This is a genomic window from Bradyrhizobium sp. AZCC 2230 (genome assembly GCF_036924495.1).
Taxonomy (GTDB): Bacteria; Pseudomonadota; Alphaproteobacteria; order Rhizobiales; family Xanthobacteraceae; genus Bradyrhizobium; species Bradyrhizobium rifense.
The window spans coordinates 1,325,886-1,342,818 of the sequence record NZ_JAZHRS010000001.1; the positions used below are offsets into that span (position 1 = coordinate 1,325,886).

18 protein-coding genes are annotated in these 16,933 nt (G+C 64.5%); 11 read left to right on the forward strand and 7 right to left on the reverse strand.

Going from position 1 to position 16,933, the window contains the following annotated elements:
• Window positions 1–113 precede the first annotated feature (113 nt).
• The 5 genes from V1280_RS06310 to V1280_RS06330 all read left to right on the forward strand — a co-directional run bounded on the left by V1280_RS06310 (window position 114) and on the right by V1280_RS06330 (window position 4,872).
• Window positions 114–1,052 (forward strand): carbohydrate ABC transporter permease, encoded by a 939-nt coding sequence (locus tag V1280_RS06310; RefSeq protein WP_334520519.1) that lies wholly within the window; start codon window positions 114–116, stop codon window positions 1,050–1,052.
• Window positions 1,052–1,963: a carbohydrate ABC transporter permease gene (locus tag V1280_RS06315; protein ID WP_334520522.1), complete on the forward strand. Its 912-nt coding sequence runs from the start codon at window positions 1,052–1,054 to the stop codon at window positions 1,961–1,963. The genes V1280_RS06310 and V1280_RS06315 overlap by 1 nt, the downstream gene beginning before the upstream one ends.
• 20 nt (window positions 1,964–1,983) lie before the next feature.
• Window positions 1,984–3,084, forward strand: coding sequence for an ABC transporter ATP-binding protein (locus V1280_RS06320; protein ID WP_334520525.1), 1,101 nt, complete (start codon window positions 1,984–1,986; stop codon window positions 3,082–3,084).
• Between the two features lie 34 nt (window positions 3,085–3,118).
• Window positions 3,119–4,108 carry a hydroxyacid dehydrogenase gene (locus V1280_RS06325; protein WP_334520528.1) on the forward strand — a complete coding sequence of 330 codons (990 nt, stop codon included), beginning with the start codon at window positions 3,119–3,121 and terminating at the stop codon, window positions 4,106–4,108.
• Between the two features lie 260 nt (window positions 4,109–4,368).
• Window positions 4,369–4,872, forward strand: a complete 504-nt coding sequence (locus V1280_RS06330) for a hypothetical protein (RefSeq protein WP_334520531.1) — start codon at window positions 4,369–4,371, stop codon at window positions 4,870–4,872.
• Window positions 4,873–5,038: 166 nt separating this feature from the next.
• Here the strand turns inward: V1280_RS06330 and V1280_RS06335 are convergent, their stop codons facing one another.
• Complete coding sequence (locus V1280_RS06335; RefSeq protein WP_334538203.1) at window positions 5,039–5,536, reverse strand: DUF1993 domain-containing protein; 498 nt, start codon at window positions 5,534–5,536, stop codon at window positions 5,039–5,041.
• Window positions 5,537–5,649: 113 nt separating this feature from the next.
• On the opposite strand from V1280_RS06335, the gene V1280_RS06340 reads away from it, so the two are divergent.
• From V1280_RS06340 to V1280_RS06350, 3 genes are all read left to right on the forward strand, one after another.
• A complete protein-coding gene (locus tag V1280_RS06340) occupies window positions 5,650–6,432 on the forward strand; it encodes a transporter substrate-binding domain-containing protein (RefSeq protein ID WP_334520534.1) in 783 nt (260 codons plus the stop codon).
• Between the two features lie 230 nt (window positions 6,433–6,662).
• Entirely contained in the window at window positions 6,663–7,550 is an 888-nt protein-coding gene (locus V1280_RS06345) for a DUF2147 domain-containing protein (protein WP_334520538.1), read from the forward strand.
• Between the two features lie 182 nt (window positions 7,551–7,732).
• Entirely contained in the window at window positions 7,733–8,089 is a 357-nt protein-coding gene (locus V1280_RS06350) for a hypothetical protein (protein WP_334520541.1), read from the forward strand.
• A gap of 58 nt (window positions 8,090–8,147) precedes the next feature.
• Here the strand turns inward: V1280_RS06350 and V1280_RS06355 are convergent, their stop codons facing one another.
• On the reverse strand, window positions 8,148–8,552 hold the full coding sequence (locus V1280_RS06355; RefSeq protein ID WP_334520544.1) for a (R)-mandelonitrile lyase: 405 nt from the start codon (window positions 8,550–8,552) through the stop codon (window positions 8,148–8,150).
• Window positions 8,553–8,570: 18 nt separating this feature from the next.
• Window positions 8,571–9,269: a ribonuclease activity regulator RraA gene (locus V1280_RS06360; RefSeq protein WP_148772666.1), complete on the reverse strand. Its 699-nt coding sequence runs from the start codon at window positions 9,267–9,269 to the stop codon at window positions 8,571–8,573.
• 258 nt (window positions 9,270–9,527) lie between these two features.
• On the opposite strand from V1280_RS06360, the gene pxpB reads away from it, so the two are divergent.
• From pxpB to V1280_RS06375, 3 genes are read left to right on the forward strand one after another with little or no spacing between them, the layout of a single operon-like run.
• Entirely contained in the window at window positions 9,528–10,259 is a 732-nt protein-coding gene (pxpB, locus tag V1280_RS06365; protein WP_334520549.1) for a 5-oxoprolinase subunit PxpB, read from the forward strand.
• Entirely contained in the window at window positions 10,256–11,293 is a 1,038-nt protein-coding gene (locus tag V1280_RS06370; protein WP_334520552.1) for a biotin-dependent carboxyltransferase family protein, read from the forward strand. Before pxpB ends, V1280_RS06370 begins: the two co-directional genes overlap by 4 nt.
• Window positions 11,294–11,321: 28 nt before the next feature.
• The gene (locus tag V1280_RS06375; RefSeq protein WP_334520555.1) at window positions 11,322–12,092 is read left to right on the forward strand and encodes a LamB/YcsF family protein; all 771 of its coding nucleotides are present in this window, start codon (window positions 11,322–11,324) and stop codon (window positions 12,090–12,092) included.
• A gap of 126 nt (window positions 12,093–12,218) precedes the next feature.
• On the opposite strand, the gene V1280_RS06380 is transcribed toward V1280_RS06375, so the two are convergent.
• The 4 genes from V1280_RS06380 to V1280_RS06395 all read right to left on the reverse strand — a co-directional run bounded on the left by V1280_RS06380 (window position 12,219) and on the right by V1280_RS06395 (window position 16,915).
• Window positions 12,219–12,380, reverse strand: a complete 162-nt coding sequence (locus V1280_RS06380) for a hypothetical protein (protein ID WP_334538634.1) — start codon at window positions 12,378–12,380, stop codon at window positions 12,219–12,221.
• A 295-nt stretch (window positions 12,381–12,675) separates the two neighbouring features.
• Window positions 12,676–14,289, reverse strand: a complete 1,614-nt coding sequence (locus V1280_RS06385; protein ID WP_334520558.1) for a sulfite reductase subunit alpha — start codon at window positions 14,287–14,289, stop codon at window positions 12,676–12,678.
• Window positions 14,286–16,076: a NirA family protein gene (locus V1280_RS06390; RefSeq protein ID WP_334520560.1), complete on the reverse strand. Its 1,791-nt coding sequence runs from the start codon at window positions 16,074–16,076 to the stop codon at window positions 14,286–14,288. The genes V1280_RS06385 and V1280_RS06390 overlap by 4 nt, the downstream gene beginning before the upstream one ends.
• Before the next feature lie 2 nt (window positions 16,077–16,078).
• On the reverse strand, window positions 16,079–16,915 hold the full coding sequence (locus V1280_RS06395; protein WP_334520563.1) for a formate/nitrite transporter family protein: 837 nt from the start codon (window positions 16,913–16,915) through the stop codon (window positions 16,079–16,081).
• Window positions 16,916–16,933 lie beyond the last annotated feature (18 nt).

Sequence of the window (16,933 nt, forward strand, 5' to 3'; positions counted from 1 at the left end):
GCGCGTGAACCACCCGCCCGTCATCCGATCCGCATGACCGGCAAGCCGACCCGTGCGGCCGGCTTAAGTCTGCAAGGAAGCCGACCCAAAGAAGCTGACTTGAGGAAGCTGACATGGCCGATATCCTCATTGAGCAAGGTCGCGTCGCCCGCTCCACCGGCACGCGCAAACGGGCGAGCCTGCGCAATGCGCTGGGGCGTAAATCGACGGTGGCGTTCGTCCTGACGCTGCCGCTGATCCTGCTGATCGTGCTGCTCGTGCTCTACCCCGCCTTCTACTCGGTTTACCTTGCGACGCTGAACAAGGCGATGACGAAGTTCGTCGGCTTCGGCAATTTCACCTTCCTGTTCAAGCGCGAGACGTTCTGGATGGTGGTGAAGCAGTCCTGCATCTTCGCGATCACCGCCGTGATCTTCAAGGCGCTGATCGGCTTCATCGTCGCGCATTTCGTCCACAACATTCCCGGCAAGAAACAACGCAAATGGCGCGGCATGCTGCTGGTGCCCTGGGTGATCCCGCCGGCGATGAGCACGCTGGCGTGGCTCTGGCTGTTCGATCCCTCCTACAGCGCCTTCAACTACACGCTCTCCTTCTTCGGCGTCGGTCCGATCCCCTGGCTTGGTGACACCTTCTGGGCACGCTTCTCCGTCATCCTCGTCAATGTCTGGTATGGCGCGCCGTTCTTCCTGATCATGTATCTGGCCGCGCTGAAATCGGTGCCGGACCAGCTCTATGAGGCGGCGTCGATCGACGGTGCCAATTGGTGGCAGAAGATCTGGCACATCACCTTGCCGATGATGCGCAACATCATCGCCATCACCACGCTGTTCTCGCTGATCGTCACCTTCGCCAATTTCGACATCGTGCGCATCTTGACCTCCGGCGGTCCGCTGGACACGACGCATCTGTTCGCGACCTGGGCGTTCCAGGTCGGCATCCAGAGCAGCGACATTCCGCTCGGCGCCTGCGTCACGCTGTTCATGGTGCCGATCCTCGCCGTCGCAGCGGTCTTCATCCTGCGCGATGTCAATAAACGTGGGAACGAAGCCTGATGAGCACGCTCGCGATCGACAAGGCTGGCCCTTCCCGCAAGGTCAAACTCGGCAGCATGAGCCGGGACCGCATCTGGGCGCTGCGCTGGTCCTATTTCTTCCTGGTGCTGTTTGCGATCTTCTTCCTGACGCCGCCGGTCTACATGCTGATCACCTCGCTCAAGAGCAGCGCGGAGATTTCGGCGGCGACCAATCCGTGGTGGGTCTTTCATCCAACACTGTCCAACTACGTCGAGCTTCTGACCTCGAACCAGTTCCTGCGCTTCCTCTGGAATTCGTCGGTCATCTCGATCGTGGTCGTGATCGTCACCATGCTGATCAGCATTCCCGCGGCGTTCGCCCTGGCGCGGATGAAGTTCTGGGGGTCGGCAACGCTCGCGACCGGCGTGTTTCTCACCTATTTGATCCCGGACAGCCTGCTGTTCATTCCGCTGTTCAAGATGCTGGCGGTGATCCAGGACTTCACCGGCATCACGCTGCTGAACCGCTGGTATGTGCTGGTGTTCATCTATCCGACGCTGACCGTGCCGTTCTGCACCTGGATCATGATCGGCTACTTCGCCTCGATCCCGAAGGAGCTTGATGAGGCCGCGATCATCGACGGCGCCTCCTGGCTCCAGACCCTGCTGCGAATCTTCATTCCGGTGGCGCTGCCCGGGCTGATCGCAGCGACCATCTTTGCCTTCACGGTGTCCTGGGCCCAGTTCCTCTATCCCCTGGTGTTCACGACGTCGATCGACCAGCTGGTGCTGCCGGTCGGCATCACCACCACGCTGATCAAGGGCGACGTCTTCAACTGGGGTCAGATCATGACCGGCGCGCTGCTCGGCGCAGCCCCGCCGCTGATCATCTACGCCTTCCTGATGGACTACTACATCGCCGGCCTGACCGCCGGCGCGACAAAGGGTTGATGTCGAAAGGTTGAGGTTTCATGGCTGACGTTGCATTGCGGAAGGTCGTCAAGCGTTACGATGATGTCGAAGCCGTGCGCGGCATCGACCTCGATATCGCCGACCATGAGTTCATCGTGCTGGTCGGTCCTTCCGGTTGCGGCAAGTCGACCACGCTGCGCATGATCGCAGGCCTCGAGGACATCAGCGACGGCGACATCATGATCGGCGGCGACGTCGTCAACGACGTGCCGCCGAAGGACCGCGACATCGCCATGGTGTTCCAGAACTACGCGCTCTACCCGCACATGACGGTCGCCGAGAACATGTCGTTCGGGCTGCGGCTGAAGCATTATCCCAAAGCCGAGATCAAGGCGCGGGTAACAGAAGCAGCCCGTCTCCTGGACATCACCGATCTGATCGACCGCAAGCCGAAACAGCTCTCCGGCGGCCAGCGCCAGCGCGTCGCCATGGGGCGCGCCATCGTGCGCAATCCAAAGGTCTTCCTGTTCGACGAGCCGCTGTCCAATCTCGACGCCAAGCTGCGCGTGCAGATGCGGATCGAGATCAAGAAGGTGCACCAGAAGGTGCGCACCACGACCGTCTACGTCACCCACGACCAGGTCGAGGCGATGACGCTGGCCGACCGCGTGGTGGTCATGAACAAGGGACGGATCGAGCAGATCGGCACGCCGAACGAGCTCTACCACAAGCCGGCGACACGCTTTGTCGCAGGCTTCATCGGCTCGCCCGCAATGAATTTCATTCCGTGCCGGCTGGAGGATTCAGGCGGCAAGCTCAACATCCGCTTGACCGACCGCATCTCGTTCCCGCTGCCCCCTGCCAGGGCCGGCCGCTACAACGCGCTGCCGCGCACCGACAAGCTGCTGCTCGGCGTCCGCCCTGAACACCTCACGGAATCGAATGCCCATCTGGATCCCGGCGTCGAAACCTTCGACACCGTGCTCGACGTCACCGAGCCGATGGGGATGGAGACGCTGGTTTATTTCGGGCTCGACGGCACGCCGGTCTGCGGCCGCGTCAATCCCAATGCCGGCGCCAAGGACGGGGCTCCCATGCGTTTGGCGATGGACCTCAACAACATGCACCTGCTAAACGAGGAGACCGGCGTCGTGCTGTGACGCGGACTCAAGAAACGCTAGCAGGCGGGGAGCGATGACGACCAACAAGAAGAAGATTTTCGTTACACAAACTTTGTCGCAAGGGGCACGCGCCCTCCTCACCCAGCGGGACGATATCGAGCTCGTCGAGTTTCCGAACCTGATCTCCGCCAAGGACTTTGAGGCCCTGCTGAAGAGCCATGCGCCGGTTCACGGTGTGGCACTCGGTGCCACCGCTTTCGGCGAGACCGAGCTCGAGGCCTCCAAGGACATGAAGGTGGTGACCCGCATCGGCGTCGGCTACGACGCCGTGGACGTGCCCGCCCTCTCCCGCCGCAAGGTGCCGCTGATGGTCGCGGGCAGCGCGAACTCACCGTCCGTCGCCGAGCAGGCCCTTTTCATGATGCTGACCCTGGCAAAACGCGCGAATGAAATGCACGCCTGCGTCAGGGATGGCCAATGGGCCAACCGGCTCGGCATGCTGCCGTTCGATCTCTACGGCAAGACCGTGCTGATCATCGGCTTCGGCCGCATCGGCACCCGCACCGCCAAGCGCTGCCAGGCGATGGAAATGAAGGTGCAGGTCTACGATCCCTACAAGCCTGCCGCCGACATCAAGGCCGCCGGCTGCGAGCCGGTCGCGGATCTCGACGCCGCGCTGCCCAATGCGGACTTCGTCACCATCCACTGCCCGAAGACGCCCGAAACCATCGGCCTGTTCGACGCGGCGCGGATCGGCCGGATGAAGCCGAAGTCCTATCTCATCAACACCGCGCGCGGCGGCATCGTGAAGGAGGCCGCGCTGTACGACGCGCTGACTTCCGGAAAGCTCGCCGGCGCCGGGATCGACGTCTTTGAGGTCGAGCCGCCGCCGGTTAGCAATGCGCTGTTCGCGCTGCCCAATGTGATCATGGCCCCGCACGTGGCCGGCGTCACCGTCGAGGCGGTGAGCCGCATGAGCGAGCAGACCGCGCGCAACATCCTGAGTGTGCTGGACGGCGATCCGATCCGGCAGAACATCATCAATCAGGACGTGCTGGGCTGAGGACAATCCGAAGGCGGGTGGCTAAAGCGCGATGAATCATCATCGCACTTTAGCTTATTGTTTGAGCATGATCTTTTCGGAAAACCGCTGCCCACTTTTCCGGATCATGCTTCGTCGGGCCGCCTTCGGACGGCCAGAATGCGTCCCATTTTGGTGCAGATCGGGCCCCAACTCAGCCTTAATCAAACCCGCGTAATGTATCCGGCCGCGGCGGCAGTGGGACAGACTTTGCCGGCCGCGTCGAGCTGGAGGATGCACCCTTGTCAGAGATCGATCCGACCGACCAAGCGCTGGCGACCATCGCCAGCATTTTCGAGCACCCCGAGCCCCTTCTCGTCGTCCGCGACACCGAGACGGAAACGGTGGCCGCCGATGATTATGCGGTCGCAGACGAGCATCACACCTCCGACGAGCATCACACCTCCGACGAGCATCACGCCTCCGACGAGCATCCGGTGGTCGAGGAGCAGCCGCTGGTGCCGGACCACACCGACGCCGACGGCTACAGCAAGGTCGGTCCCGGGCCGATGGTCGCGATCCGTCTGAAATGGACGGTCCATCGCGGCGACGACGGCCAGTATTACGTGCACGAGACCATCGGCGAGCAATCCGCCCCCGTGGTCAGCGGCCCGATGACGAGCGAGGGCGCCGTGCATTTCGTCGACGAACACGAGAACGAGGCACACCGGCGCTTCGAGCTGCTGCGCAGCGAGATCGCCGGCCGCAGCTCGCTCGCTGATTACGAGCGCAAGGGCGAAGCGTAATTACTCGTGACCCGATCTCTGTACACCTCTCCCGAAGGGAGAGGTCGGAGCGCATCGAAGATGCGATCCGGGTGAGGGGTTAAGGTCTCACACCGCGTTGCGGCCCCTCACCCGGATTGCTGCGCAATCCGACCTCTCCCCGTTGGGGAGAGGTAAGCACCAAGCTCTACTTCCTTCCCAAAAAGTCCTTCTTCACGAGCTCGACGCCCGCGTGCCGCAACAAATCGTACGCGGTCGTGACGTGGAAGAAGAATTGCGGGACGCTGTTGGTGAGCAGCAGCGTCCGCCCGGTAAAGGGCAGCTCGGTCCCATTTTTAAGCTTGAAGAAGACCTTCAGCTCCGCGGCCGCGTCGATCTCGGCGCGCGGCAGGCTTTCAATAAATTCGATTGAGGTGGCGATCCGCGCCTGAAGCCCGGCCATGTCGTGCTCCAGCGGCGGCAGCGCGACCGGCTCGCATTGCGCCAGCAAGGCCGGGGCGACGGTGGCGTGGCGGCAGGCCTCGCCGATCTGCTGCGCCAGATCGTACATGTTCGGCGCCATGCGCATGCCGAGCAGGACCGCCGGATTGAACTTGCGGGTCTCGGCATAGGCAACGCCCTTGTCGAGCAGCACGGACAGATTGCGCAAATAAGGCACGAACAGGCTGACCGAGGCCTCGTACATCGAGATCGTCACTTCAAGATTCCCTTCAATTGCGTCTCGCCAGAAACTGGCATCTGGTCTAAATCCACGTTCAAGAACTGCACAATGACAGCTTGGGCATGGGTGGAAAAGAGATGATCGTTCGTATTTTGGCGGCTTTGGCCGTGATGTTGCTGGCAAACCTTTCGGCGCACGCGCAGCAGCCAGCGCCCTCGCGCCTCGACGAGATCATCAAGCGCGGCACTCTGCGCGTCGGCATGACCGGCGACTACAAGCCCTTCACCTATCTGGACAAGGCCACGCAGCAGTTCTCCGGTTTTGACGTCGACATGGCGGAGGCGCTGGGCAAGGCGCTCGGCGTCAAGGTCGAATACGTAGCCACGGCGTGGCCGAAGCTGATGAAGGATTTCGAGGCGGACCAGTTCGACATCGCCATGGGCGGTGTCTCGGTCACGCTCGACCGCCAGAAGAAGGGCTACTTCACGATGCCGATCATGCGCGAGGGCAAGACGCCGATCGCGCGCTGCGCCGATGTCGGCAAGTATCAGAGCATTTCCGACATCGACAAGAAGGGCACCCGCGTCATCGTCAATCCCGGCGGGACCAATGAGCGTTTCGCGCGCGCCAACGTCAAGGACGCCGACATCACCGTCTTCCCCGACAATACCGCGATCTTCGACGAGATCGCCAAGGGCAACGCCGACCTGATGATGACGGACGCCTCCGAAACCCGCTATCAGCAGAAGCAGCACTCCGGCGTGCTCTGCGCGGTGCATCCCGAAAAACCGTTCGACTTCTCGGAGAAGGCCTACTGGCTCCAGCGCGACATGGCGCTGAAGGCATTCGTAGACCAGTGGCTGCACATCTCCATGGAGGACGGCAGCTACAAGAAGATCTACGCCGCCTGGTTCGATTAGAGCGTTTTCCAGCGAAGTGGGTACCGGTTCGCGTAAAGAAAACGCGTCAAAACGAGAGTCCCGCGTCCCGTTGTCGCTTGCCCCGGTCAAACTTTGGGCTGGCTCCGGGTCTATTGAACCCGGAACCGCCAAAAGGCGACTCATACCGAGAAACAGTGATCTAGATCACTTTTCGCGACCGAACCGGGGCGTAAGCGTCGGTGCGGGGACCACCTGTTCGGGAGATGGAAATGAGGAAGCTGTTGGCTACGGCCGCATTCCTTTTGGCGAGCACCGCTGCGCAGGCGCAGTACACCTTCGAATATGGCGGGCGCACCATCCGCATCGATCCGGATCGCGGCACGGTGCAGATTCCCGGCGTCTACGACAACACCGGTCAGGGCAAGGCCAAGAAGGCCAAGAAGAACGACACGAAGCCGGACCAGCAGGCGCCGCAGCAGGCCAAGGTCGATCCGCAAACACCGGCCGCCCCGGCTCCGGCACCTGCTCCAATCGCAGCGCCGCCCGCAGCGGAACAAGTTCCTGCGGCACCTGCCCGCGCAGCCGCAGCGCCGCCTCCCGCCGCGCCGCCACCTCCGGCTGCCACCGCAAACAACGCGCCGACCGACGACGCGATGGTGCCGCCGCCTCAACCGGCGCCGAGCGCTGCCCCGACGGTGGCCGCAGCACCGCCCGCACCGCCTCCGCAGCCCGCTCCGGCCGTCGCAGCCGCGCCTCCGGCGCCGCCCGCGCCGGCTGCTCCGGCGCCTGCTCCCGCCCCCGTTCAGTCCGCCGCCGTCGCACCGCCGGTTGCGGCGGCAGCGCCCGCGCGCGATCTCAATTCACCGCTCGGCGTCTGGCTCACCGAGGAGAAGGAAGGCAAGGTCCGCATCGAGCAGTGCGGCAATAACCTCTGCGGCTATTCGGTCGACAGCAAATCGAACCAGAACGGCGAGCAGGTCCTGATCAACATGAAGCCCGGCAAGGAGCAGAAATGGTCCGGCCGCATCCTCGATCCCAACACAGGTTCGACCTACGATTCGACGATCTCGCTGAAGGGCGGCGACCGCCTGCGCGTGCAGGGCTGCGCCTTCGGCGGCATGTTCTGCGGCGGCCAGACCTGGACGCGTGTGAACTAGGTTCGCAGCCGCTATTTTTTGGAGAGACAAGGGGCCCGTGATCCGGGCCCCTTTGCTTTTGCCTGCAGTGTCGCTGCGATGTGCGTCACCTCACAGAGAGCCTGGCGCGCGTGACAGCCCTCACATCGCCGGTTCCGCGCCCGTGACATGATCCCCGCATGGTCAACCCCAAGGGGCGTGTCATGAACGGATTTCGCAAAGCACTCTTCGCCACCATGATCGCCATCGTCGTCCCGCTCGCGCAGGCGAATGCCGCGGGCTCGACTTTCGACGGTGCGTGGAATGTCCGCATCTCGTCATCGAGCGACACCTGCGGCAACGGCGCGACCGTCGCGATCGGCATCAGCAACGGTCAGATCGCTTCGAGCAGCGCTGCGGTGACGGCGTCGGGCCGCGTCGCGGATGCCGGCGCCATCAACGTCAGCCTGAGCACGGGGATCAAGCACGCCGTCGGCTTCGGCCGGCTCAGCGGCACCTCAGGCTCCGGCACCTGGCGCGGCGCCCTGTGCTCGGGCACGTGGACGGCGGAGCGGATGTAGTCCCAGAAGGATGGGTGACGCATCGCCCGATGGCGATGCGTCTTGTCAGAGAACGGAGCTAGCCGAGCGGCGCGCCGTATTCCGCGTCCGTCACCGGCTCGAGCCAGGTCGAGAACACGCCGTCGAGCGCTTCCTGCATGGCGATGTGGCACATGCTGTTGCCCGGCGAGGCGCCGTGCCAGTGCACTTCACCCGGCGGAATCCAGACGGTGTCGCCGGGACGGATTTCCTTGACCGCGCCGCCCTTGGTCTGGACCCGGCCGACGCCTGAGATCACGTAGAGCGTCTGCCCGAGTGGATGATGGTGCCAGTTGGTGCGGGCACCCGGCTCGAACGAGACGCGCGAGACGTTCAGCCGCGCCGGCGCGGGCGCCATGTTGATGGGGTCCTGCAGCACGGTGCCGGTGAAATGTTCCTTGGGCGCGCGGCGGGTCGGCCGCGTGCCTGCGAGCGTGATGTCCATGGGGGTCCTCGTTTCCTGTTACTTCTTGCTGGCGGCGTAGCGCGCCTTGGTCTCGGCGTTCATGGGATAGAGGCCCGGCAACGCCGCGCCGTTGTTCACCTCGTTGACGATCCAGGCTTCCATCCGCTCCTGTTCGACGCCTTCATTGAGCACGTGCTCGAGCATCGCCTGCGGGATCAGCACGCAGCCGTCCTGGTCGGCGACCACGATGTCGTTCGGGAAAACGGCGACGCCGCCGCAGCCGATCGGCTCGCCCCAGCCGACAAAAGTGAGGCCCGCGACCGACGGCGGCGCGGCATAGCCGTCGCACCACACCGGAAGATTGGTGCCGAGCACCCCCTCGACGTCACGCACCACGCCGTCGGTGACGAGCGCGGTGACGCCGCGCTTCATCATGCGCGCACAGAGGATGTCGCCGAAGATGCCGGCATCAGTAATGCCCATGGCATCGACCACGGCGATGCAGCCTTCCGGCATCGCCTCGATCGCGGTGCGGGTCGAGATCGGCGACGACCAGGATTCCGGCGTCGCCAGATCCTCGCGCGCCGGCACGAAGCGCAGCGTGAAGGCCGGGCCCACCAGACGCGGCAGGCCCGGGCGCAGCGGACGCGCGCCGCGCATCCACACATTGCGCAGGCCCTTCTTCAGAAGGACCGTGGTGATGGTGGCAGTGGTGATGCCGGCGAGGGTCTTGCGGGCTTCGGGGGACAGCGACATGGAAACAGACGAGCTCCGGATGGGCGGGAAAGAACGCGCGCATCTTGCGAGCCGGGCGCTTCCCGTCAAGGCCCAAAGCCCTGACAAGAACGCGGCCCAGCCGGGCTGTTATGCGACGCGATAACAAGGCTTTATCGGCACCCCCTGCATTAATTTATTGGACTTGCGGGTGCATTTACGCGAAGCAGGTCAACGCGGAACTCAAGGACGAGCCCGCGTTTCTCCAGAAGCCCGATTTCGACAGCTCTTTGATAGCTCATGGCCGCGACGCTTCCCCCGCCCCGCCTTCTGCCCAGTGGCGACAGCGCCGTCACGGTCGAGTTCAGCCGCACCATCGACGACGCCGCCAACGAGCGCGTGCTCGCGCTCGACAAGGCGCTTGCAGCCGCGCCCATCGAGGGCATCTCCGAGACCATCCCGACCTACCGCTCGCTGCTGGTGCATTACGATCCCGGCACGATCGGCTTTGACGCGCTTGGCGAAAAGCTGCTCGCGATCGCCAGCCAGCCACTGCCGCCCACGACAAAAGCGCGGCGCTGGCGCATCCCTGTCGCCTATGGCGGCGAGCACGGCATCGACCTCGAGGATGTCGCCAAAGCCCTGAACACCACGCCCGACGACATCGTCGCCCGTCACGCCGGCGGCGACTACCGCGTCGCCATGATCGGCTTCACGCCGGGCTGGTCGTATCTGAGCGGCCTCGACAAATCGCTGCACATGTCGCGCCGACAGTCGCCGAGATTGTTCACGCCCGCCGGCACGATCTCGATCGGCGGCATCCAGGCCGGAATCCAGTGCCTGGCCGCGCCCAGCGGCTGGCACCTGCTCGGCCGCACGCCAGTGCGGACCTATCAGCTCCACCGGAATCCGACCTTCCTCACCGAACCCGGTGATCGCGTGACGTTTTTTGCCATCGACCACAAGACATTCGAGGAGCAGGATCGCGCCGCGGAAGCCGGCGAGATCATCGCCGAACGGGTAGACGCATGAGCCGGCTCATCGTCGCCAGCATCGGGCCCGCAAGCTCCGTCCAGGACGGCGGACGCTACGGCGCGCAGCGCTACGGCCTGACGGTCAGCGGCGCGATGGACCGGCTGGCGCTGGCAGCGGCGAACACGCTGGTCGGCAACGAGCCATTCGCAGCCGTGGTCGAGATCGGCCCGTTCGGCGCGACGTTCACGGCTAAAGATGGTGCCGTGCGCGTCGCCATCGCGGGCGCGCCGCGCAATGCCGATGTGACCGGCAAGCCAGTGGCGATGGAGACGTCGGTGACGCTGAAGGACGGCGAAACGCTGACGCTGGGCTTTGCCCGCGGCGGCGCGTTCACCTACCTCGCGATCGAAGGCGCCATCAAGGGCGAGCTGGTGTTCGGCAGCCTCGCGGTGAATGCGCGCGCCGGTCTCGGCAGCCCCTACCCGCGCCCGCTGCAGGCCGGCGACGAATTCGCGGTCGATGCCGCGAGCGGCGCGCCGGAACTGCGCATTGAATTGCCGAAGCCGGTGAGCGGTCCGATCCGTGTCGTTCTGGGACCACAGGACGACGAGTTCGACGACGCCAACAAGGCGCTGTTCCTCGACAGCGAGTGGAAGATCTCGGCAACCTCCGACCGCATGGGCTACCGGCTCGAGGGCCCCGCCATCAAGCATCTGCACGGCCACAACATCGTCTCCGACGGCACCGTCAACGGCAGCATCCAGGTGCCCGGCAACGGCGCGCCGATCGCGCTGATGATGGATCGCGGCACCTCCGGCGGCTATCCCAAGATCGCAACCGTGATCACGGCCGATGTCGGCCGCCTCGCCCAGACCTCGGCTGGCACGGCGTTCCGCTTCAAGGCCGTCACCATGGCCGAGGCGCAGGACGAGGCGCGCAAATTTCAACAGCTGATCCGCACCCTGTCCGATCGCCTGCGTTCCTCCGACACGGTCGAGCTCAACATCGAGGCGCTGAGCGATGCCAACGTCGCGGGCTATGCGGTGAGCGCGATGGATGCCGGGACCTGGCAGGTGACGGCCGAGCCGTAAACAACAAGACCAAAGGCGGAGTGCAACCATGAAGACGATCGATCTCAATTGCGACCTCGGCGAAGGTTTTGGCGCGTGGGAGATGGGCAACGACGCCGCCATGATTGACCTCGCAAGCTCGGTCAACGTCGCCTGCGGCTTCCATGCCGGCGACCCCGACATCATGCGCCGGACGGTCGAGCTGGCGAAAGCGCGCGGCGTCTCGGTCGGCGCGCATCCCGGCTATCGCGACCTGCATGGTTTCGGCCGGCACCCGATCGCCGGGCTGAAATCATCCGAGATCGAAAACCTCGTCGCCTACCAGATCGGCGCGCTGCAGGCGATCGCGACTGCAGCCGGCCACAAGGTGACGCATGTGAAGGCGCATGGCGCGCTCTCCAACGTCGCCTGCGAGGACGACATGACAGCAAAGGCCATCGCCGCCGGCATTAGGGCGGTCGACCCCAGCCTGATCTTTGTGGTGCTCGCCAACTCGAAGCTGGTGAGGGCCGGCGAAGAGGCCAACCTGCCGATGGTGCACGAGGTGTTCGCCGACCGCGCCTATGAGGACGACGGCAATCTGGTCTCGCGCAAGAAGCCCGGCGCGGTGCTGCACGATGCCAAGGCGATCGCCGATCGCGTGGTGCGCATGGTGCAGGACGGCGCGGTGGTGTCGGTGACCGGCAAGGTCATCAAGATGCGCACGGACACGGTGTGCATCCATGGCGATACGCATGGCGCCGTCGAGATCGCACGCACCTTGCGTCAGTCCCTGAAGGATGCGGGCATCGAGGTCGCGCCATTCAAGCGCGGTGCGTGAGGCACGACAGGTGCCGTAGGGTGGGCAAAGCGAAGCGTGCCCACGAATTCTCTCATCATTGAAAGATGGTGGGCACGGCGCCCTAAGAGCGCGCCTTTGCCCACCCTACAAGAGCGGTGAATCTCGTTAGAACGGGTGCACCGACAGCGTGCCGAACACGATCGCTGCGATGACGGCGAAGGCGCTGTACAGCCCGATGTGATGGGCATTCGCCGCGGTCCGACGCGCGAGCGCGCGTAGAAGTGCAACCTGGCTTCCGCCGATAGTTCGCGCATGGTCGATCTCCAACGCCCCATTTGCGGGATTATGAGGGATCGACCGGGGTGGCGGGCAAGACGGCCGCGGAAATAGCGATGAGCCTTCTCTGGAAACCGCCCATCGCAGGCGCAAATTCTTTTCACACCCGAGTTCCGAGAATCTTATTCGTTAAGATTCACGCCAGATGGAACCGGCCGGATGACGCTGGGATGACAGCGAGTCAACGCCCACCCAGCTCAAATCACGAAAACAACCCCATGCACAGTAGAACGCGACCGCCGGCGCCCTGCGCGGCGCCGGCGATTCATGGAGATTCCGCCGCGACTTAGTAGACGTCAGCCTGGAAGCGGCCCTTCTTCTTGAGGTCGGCGACGAAACTGACGGCCTCGTCGGTCGAGCGGGCGCCGAACTGGGCGACGACGTCGACCAGCGCACGCTCGACGTCCTTGGCCATGCGCTTGGCATCGCCGCAGATGTAGAGATGGGCGCCCTCGGCGAGCCACGTCCAGACCTCGCGGCCGAGCTCGCGCATGCGGTCCTGCACGTAAAACTTCTTCTCGCCGTCGCGCGACCAGGCGAGCGACAGGCGCGTCAGAAGGCCCGAGGTCTTCATCGCGTTGAGCTCGTCCCGATAGAAGAAGTCGCAATCGCTGCGCTGATGGCCGAAGAACAGCCAGTTCTTGCCTTGCGCGCCGGTCGCCTTGCGGTCGAGCAGGAAGGCGCGGAACGGCGCAATGCCGGTGCCGGGGCCGATCATGATGACCGGAATCTTTGGATCCTCCGGCAGACCGAAACCATGCGCCTTCTGCACATAGACCTTGAGCTTGTCGCCCTCGTTGATACGCTCGCCGAGGAAGGTCGAGGCGACACCGAGGCGCTTGCGCTTGCCGATCACGTAACGCACGGAATCGACCGTCAGCGACAACTTTCCCGGCGTCGCATTGTGCGACGAGGAGATCGAGTAGAGCCGCGGCTGCAGCGGCTCCAGCGCCTCGACGAAGGCTTCCGGATGCGGCCGCGTGCCCGAAAACTTCTGCAGCGCGGCCATCACGTCGAGAGTTGCCGCATCGCCATCGGGATCCTCGCCCTGCGCCAGCGCCCTGGCCTTCTCGCGCTGCGCGCCGCCGGTGATGAAGGAGAGCAGCTCGAACAGCTTATCGGGCGCAGGCGAAAGAGAAATGTCCTCGACCAGCGCCTCGCGCAAGGTCTTGCCGTTGACCTTGGTGGTGTGGGATGCCCCGAGCAGCGCGATGATCTGGTCGACGAGGCCGAGTTCGTTGCGCGCGAACACGCCAAAGCTGTCGCCCACGACGTAATCGAGCTTGCTCTCGGAGAGATCGAACTCGACGTGATAGGTCTCCTTCTCCGAAGCGCCCTTGTTGAGCAGGCGCCGCGACAGGAAGGTTGCGTCAGCCGGATTTTCGCGGGCGCGGCCGAGCTCGGCCTTCACCTCCGGCGCAGCCGGTGCACTCGTCGGCGCGGCCGCCCCTGCCGCAGGCTTCGCGGCCGGTGCCTTGTCGACCTCCTCGAACAGCTGCTTGAGCATCCGCGCCGTCTCCTTGCCGCCGGGGGCGCAGAGGTTGAGGCGGGCCTCGCTCTTGTTGGCGATCGAGTCCGAATAGTCGGCGCAATTGTAGCCGCACTGGCCGCAATCCTGCTGCGCCATCGCCGCCATCATGCGGCGGCGGAGCGGACGCCCCTCCGCGAGCTTCATGCGGTCGCCAATCGCCATCGCCGGATCGTGCCAGGGTGCCTCGCCGTCATCGCCGTCGCCCTGCGGCGCCAGCATGGCGCCGTTCTCGATCGGCGACAGCGCCGTCGAGCCGTCGAGGCCGAGCATGCCGACGAGAAACCCGTTCAGCCACAGCCGCTGGCTTTCGCTGAACGGGGCATTGGCCGGAATGATCTCGATCTTGGGAGGCATGGACATCTGGGTCATGCTGCTACTTCCGCTTCGGCGAGTTTGCGCAGGGCTTCACCGTCATGGCGACGGGAGAAGGTCAGGAACGTCTCTTCGGACGAGGCGCGATTGGCGAGATAGGCCTTCAAAAGCCCCTCGACGGTCTTCGGCACGTCCTCGGCCTTCACATCGTGGAACACCTCCTGCCCGATATCGGCATCGGGACCGAAGCCGCCGCCGGTGAAGAGGTGATAGCCCTCGACCTGGTCATCCTCCGTTGCACCCGGCACCTTGGCCGCGATCAGGCCGATGTCGGAGATGTAGTGCTGCGCGCAGGAGTGATGGCAGCCGGTCAGGTGGATGTTGAGCGGCGTGTCGAGACTGACGCGCTCGTCGCACCAGTCGCCGATCGCGGCGGCATGGCGCTTGGTGTCGGAGGCCGCGAACTTGCAGCCGGCATTGCCGGTGCAGGCGATCAGGCCGGCGCGGACGTTCGAGACTTCAGTGGCGAGGCCAAGCTTCTCGACCGCGGCGGTGACGAGCGCAACGTTCTCGTCGCGCACGCCCGAGACCAGCAGATTCTGCCAGACCGTCAGGCGGATATCGCCGTCGCCGAGATCCTGCGCGATCTTCGCGAGCCCACGCATCTGCTCGCAAGTGAGCTTACCGACCGGCAGCGCCACACCGACCCAGTTGAGCCCGGCCTGCTTCTGCCTGTGCACGCCGATATGGGCCATACGGTCGGACAAAGGGCGCGGCAGCAGCGCCTCGGCCGGCACGCGCGTGAACGGCTTCTTGAGCAGTTCCTCAACAAGCTTGAGGAAGCCGTCGTGGCCCATATTATCCAGCACGTATTTCAGCCGCGCCTTGTTGCGATTGGTGCGATCGCCGTGCTCGATGAAGACGCGCACGATGGCATCGGCAACGGCGGTCGCCTCTTCAGGACGAACGACGATGCCCGAATACTTCGCAAAATCCTTGTGGCCGGTGATGCCGCCAAGGCCGAGCTTGAACCGGACACCGGGCTCGACGCCAAAGCCGTCCTTCACCTCGACCGCGGTGAAGGCGATGTCGTTGGTCTCCTCCAGCGCGGCGATCTTGCCGGCGCCGTCGAAGGCGACATTGAACTTGCGCGGAAGGCCAAACAGCGAGCGGTCGTTGAGGATGTGGTAGTGCCATTCGCGCGCATAGGGGCGCGTGTCCAGCAGCTCCTGCGGATCGATGCCCGCTGTCGGCGTGCCCGTGACGTTGCGGATATTGTCCGCACCCGAGCCACGCGAGCACAGGCCGATGTCCTGGACGCCCTCGATCAGCGCCACTGCGTTTTTCGGTTCGATCTCGCGGATCTGGAAGTTGGCGCGGGTGGTGACATGGGTGTAGCCGCCGCCACAGCTTTCGGCGATGTCGGCCAAGCCCGACATCTGCCAGTGCTTCAAAATGCCGTTGGGGATGCGCAGGCGCGCCATGTAGGAGGTCTGCGCCGGCGCGACCCAGAAGATGCCGTAATAGCGCCAGCGGAAATTGTCCGCCGGCGTCGGATTGGCGTTGTTGCGCGCCTGGTCCTTCAGGCGATCATAGGCATCGAACGGATGCAGCTCGCGCTTGAACTTCTCCTGGTCGGCGAGCTTCTTGCCCGCGGCCGTGAGCTTGTCCTGCGCCTTGATATGCGCCGCGTCAGGCCCGATCGGCTCGGCATTGCCGGCAGGTGCGCCGCCGGCTGCGAAAGCGCGCCCGACACGACCGACCTGCATGCCGGACATGAAACCTTCGAGGTAACGCTTCTGCTCGTCGGAGAAATCGGCGGCGGGAGTGGAGTCCATTTTCATGATCAGCGCACCTGCTCAGCGGTTGCCGGCATCACGACCTGGCCCGTAGCGCCCGTCTGCGGCTTGTAGGTTGCGTAGAGCGCGAGACCGGTGAAGACGAATCCGCCGACGAGATTGCCGAGCGTCACGGGAATCTGATTCCAGATCCACCAGTCGGTGAGTGAGACCTTGGCGCCGAGCAGCATGCCGGTCGGGATGACGAACATGTTGACGACGGCGTGCTCGAAGCCGAGCGCGAAGAACAGGAAGATCGGCAACCAGGTCGCCGCGATCTTGCCGACCGTGGAGGTCGAGGTCATCGCCATCACGACGCCGAGGCAGACCAGCCAGTTGCAGAGGACCGCCTTGACGAACACCGAGACCATGCCGGCGGTGCCGATCGCGGCATTGCCGATGGTCTTGGCTTCGGCCACCGCAACGATGCGGGCGGCGACGCCGGCGACTTCGACCTTGCCCATGTTGGTGAGCGAGATCGCGATCAGCACACCGAAGGCGAGGCTGCCGAGCAGATTGGCAACGGAGACCCAGGACCAGTTGGCGATCACCGCGTTCCAGCTCGCCTTGCCTTCGAGGCGCGCGAGCGGAACGATGGCGAAGCTGCCGGTCACAAGTTCGAGGCCGAGCAGAACGATCATCACGAGGCTGACGGGGAAGATCAGCGCGCCGACGAGCGGCTGGCCGGTGGTGAGAGCGCCACTGAAGGCGAGCGTGGTGGCGGCGCCGAGCAGCGCGCCGGACATCGCGCCGCGGATCATGATGTCGCGCGGGGCGAGCGCCAGCTTCTTCAGGCTGACATCGACCATCGAGGTCACAACGTCGGAGGGTTTCGCGTAATCCATATCGAAGCTCCAGCTTGC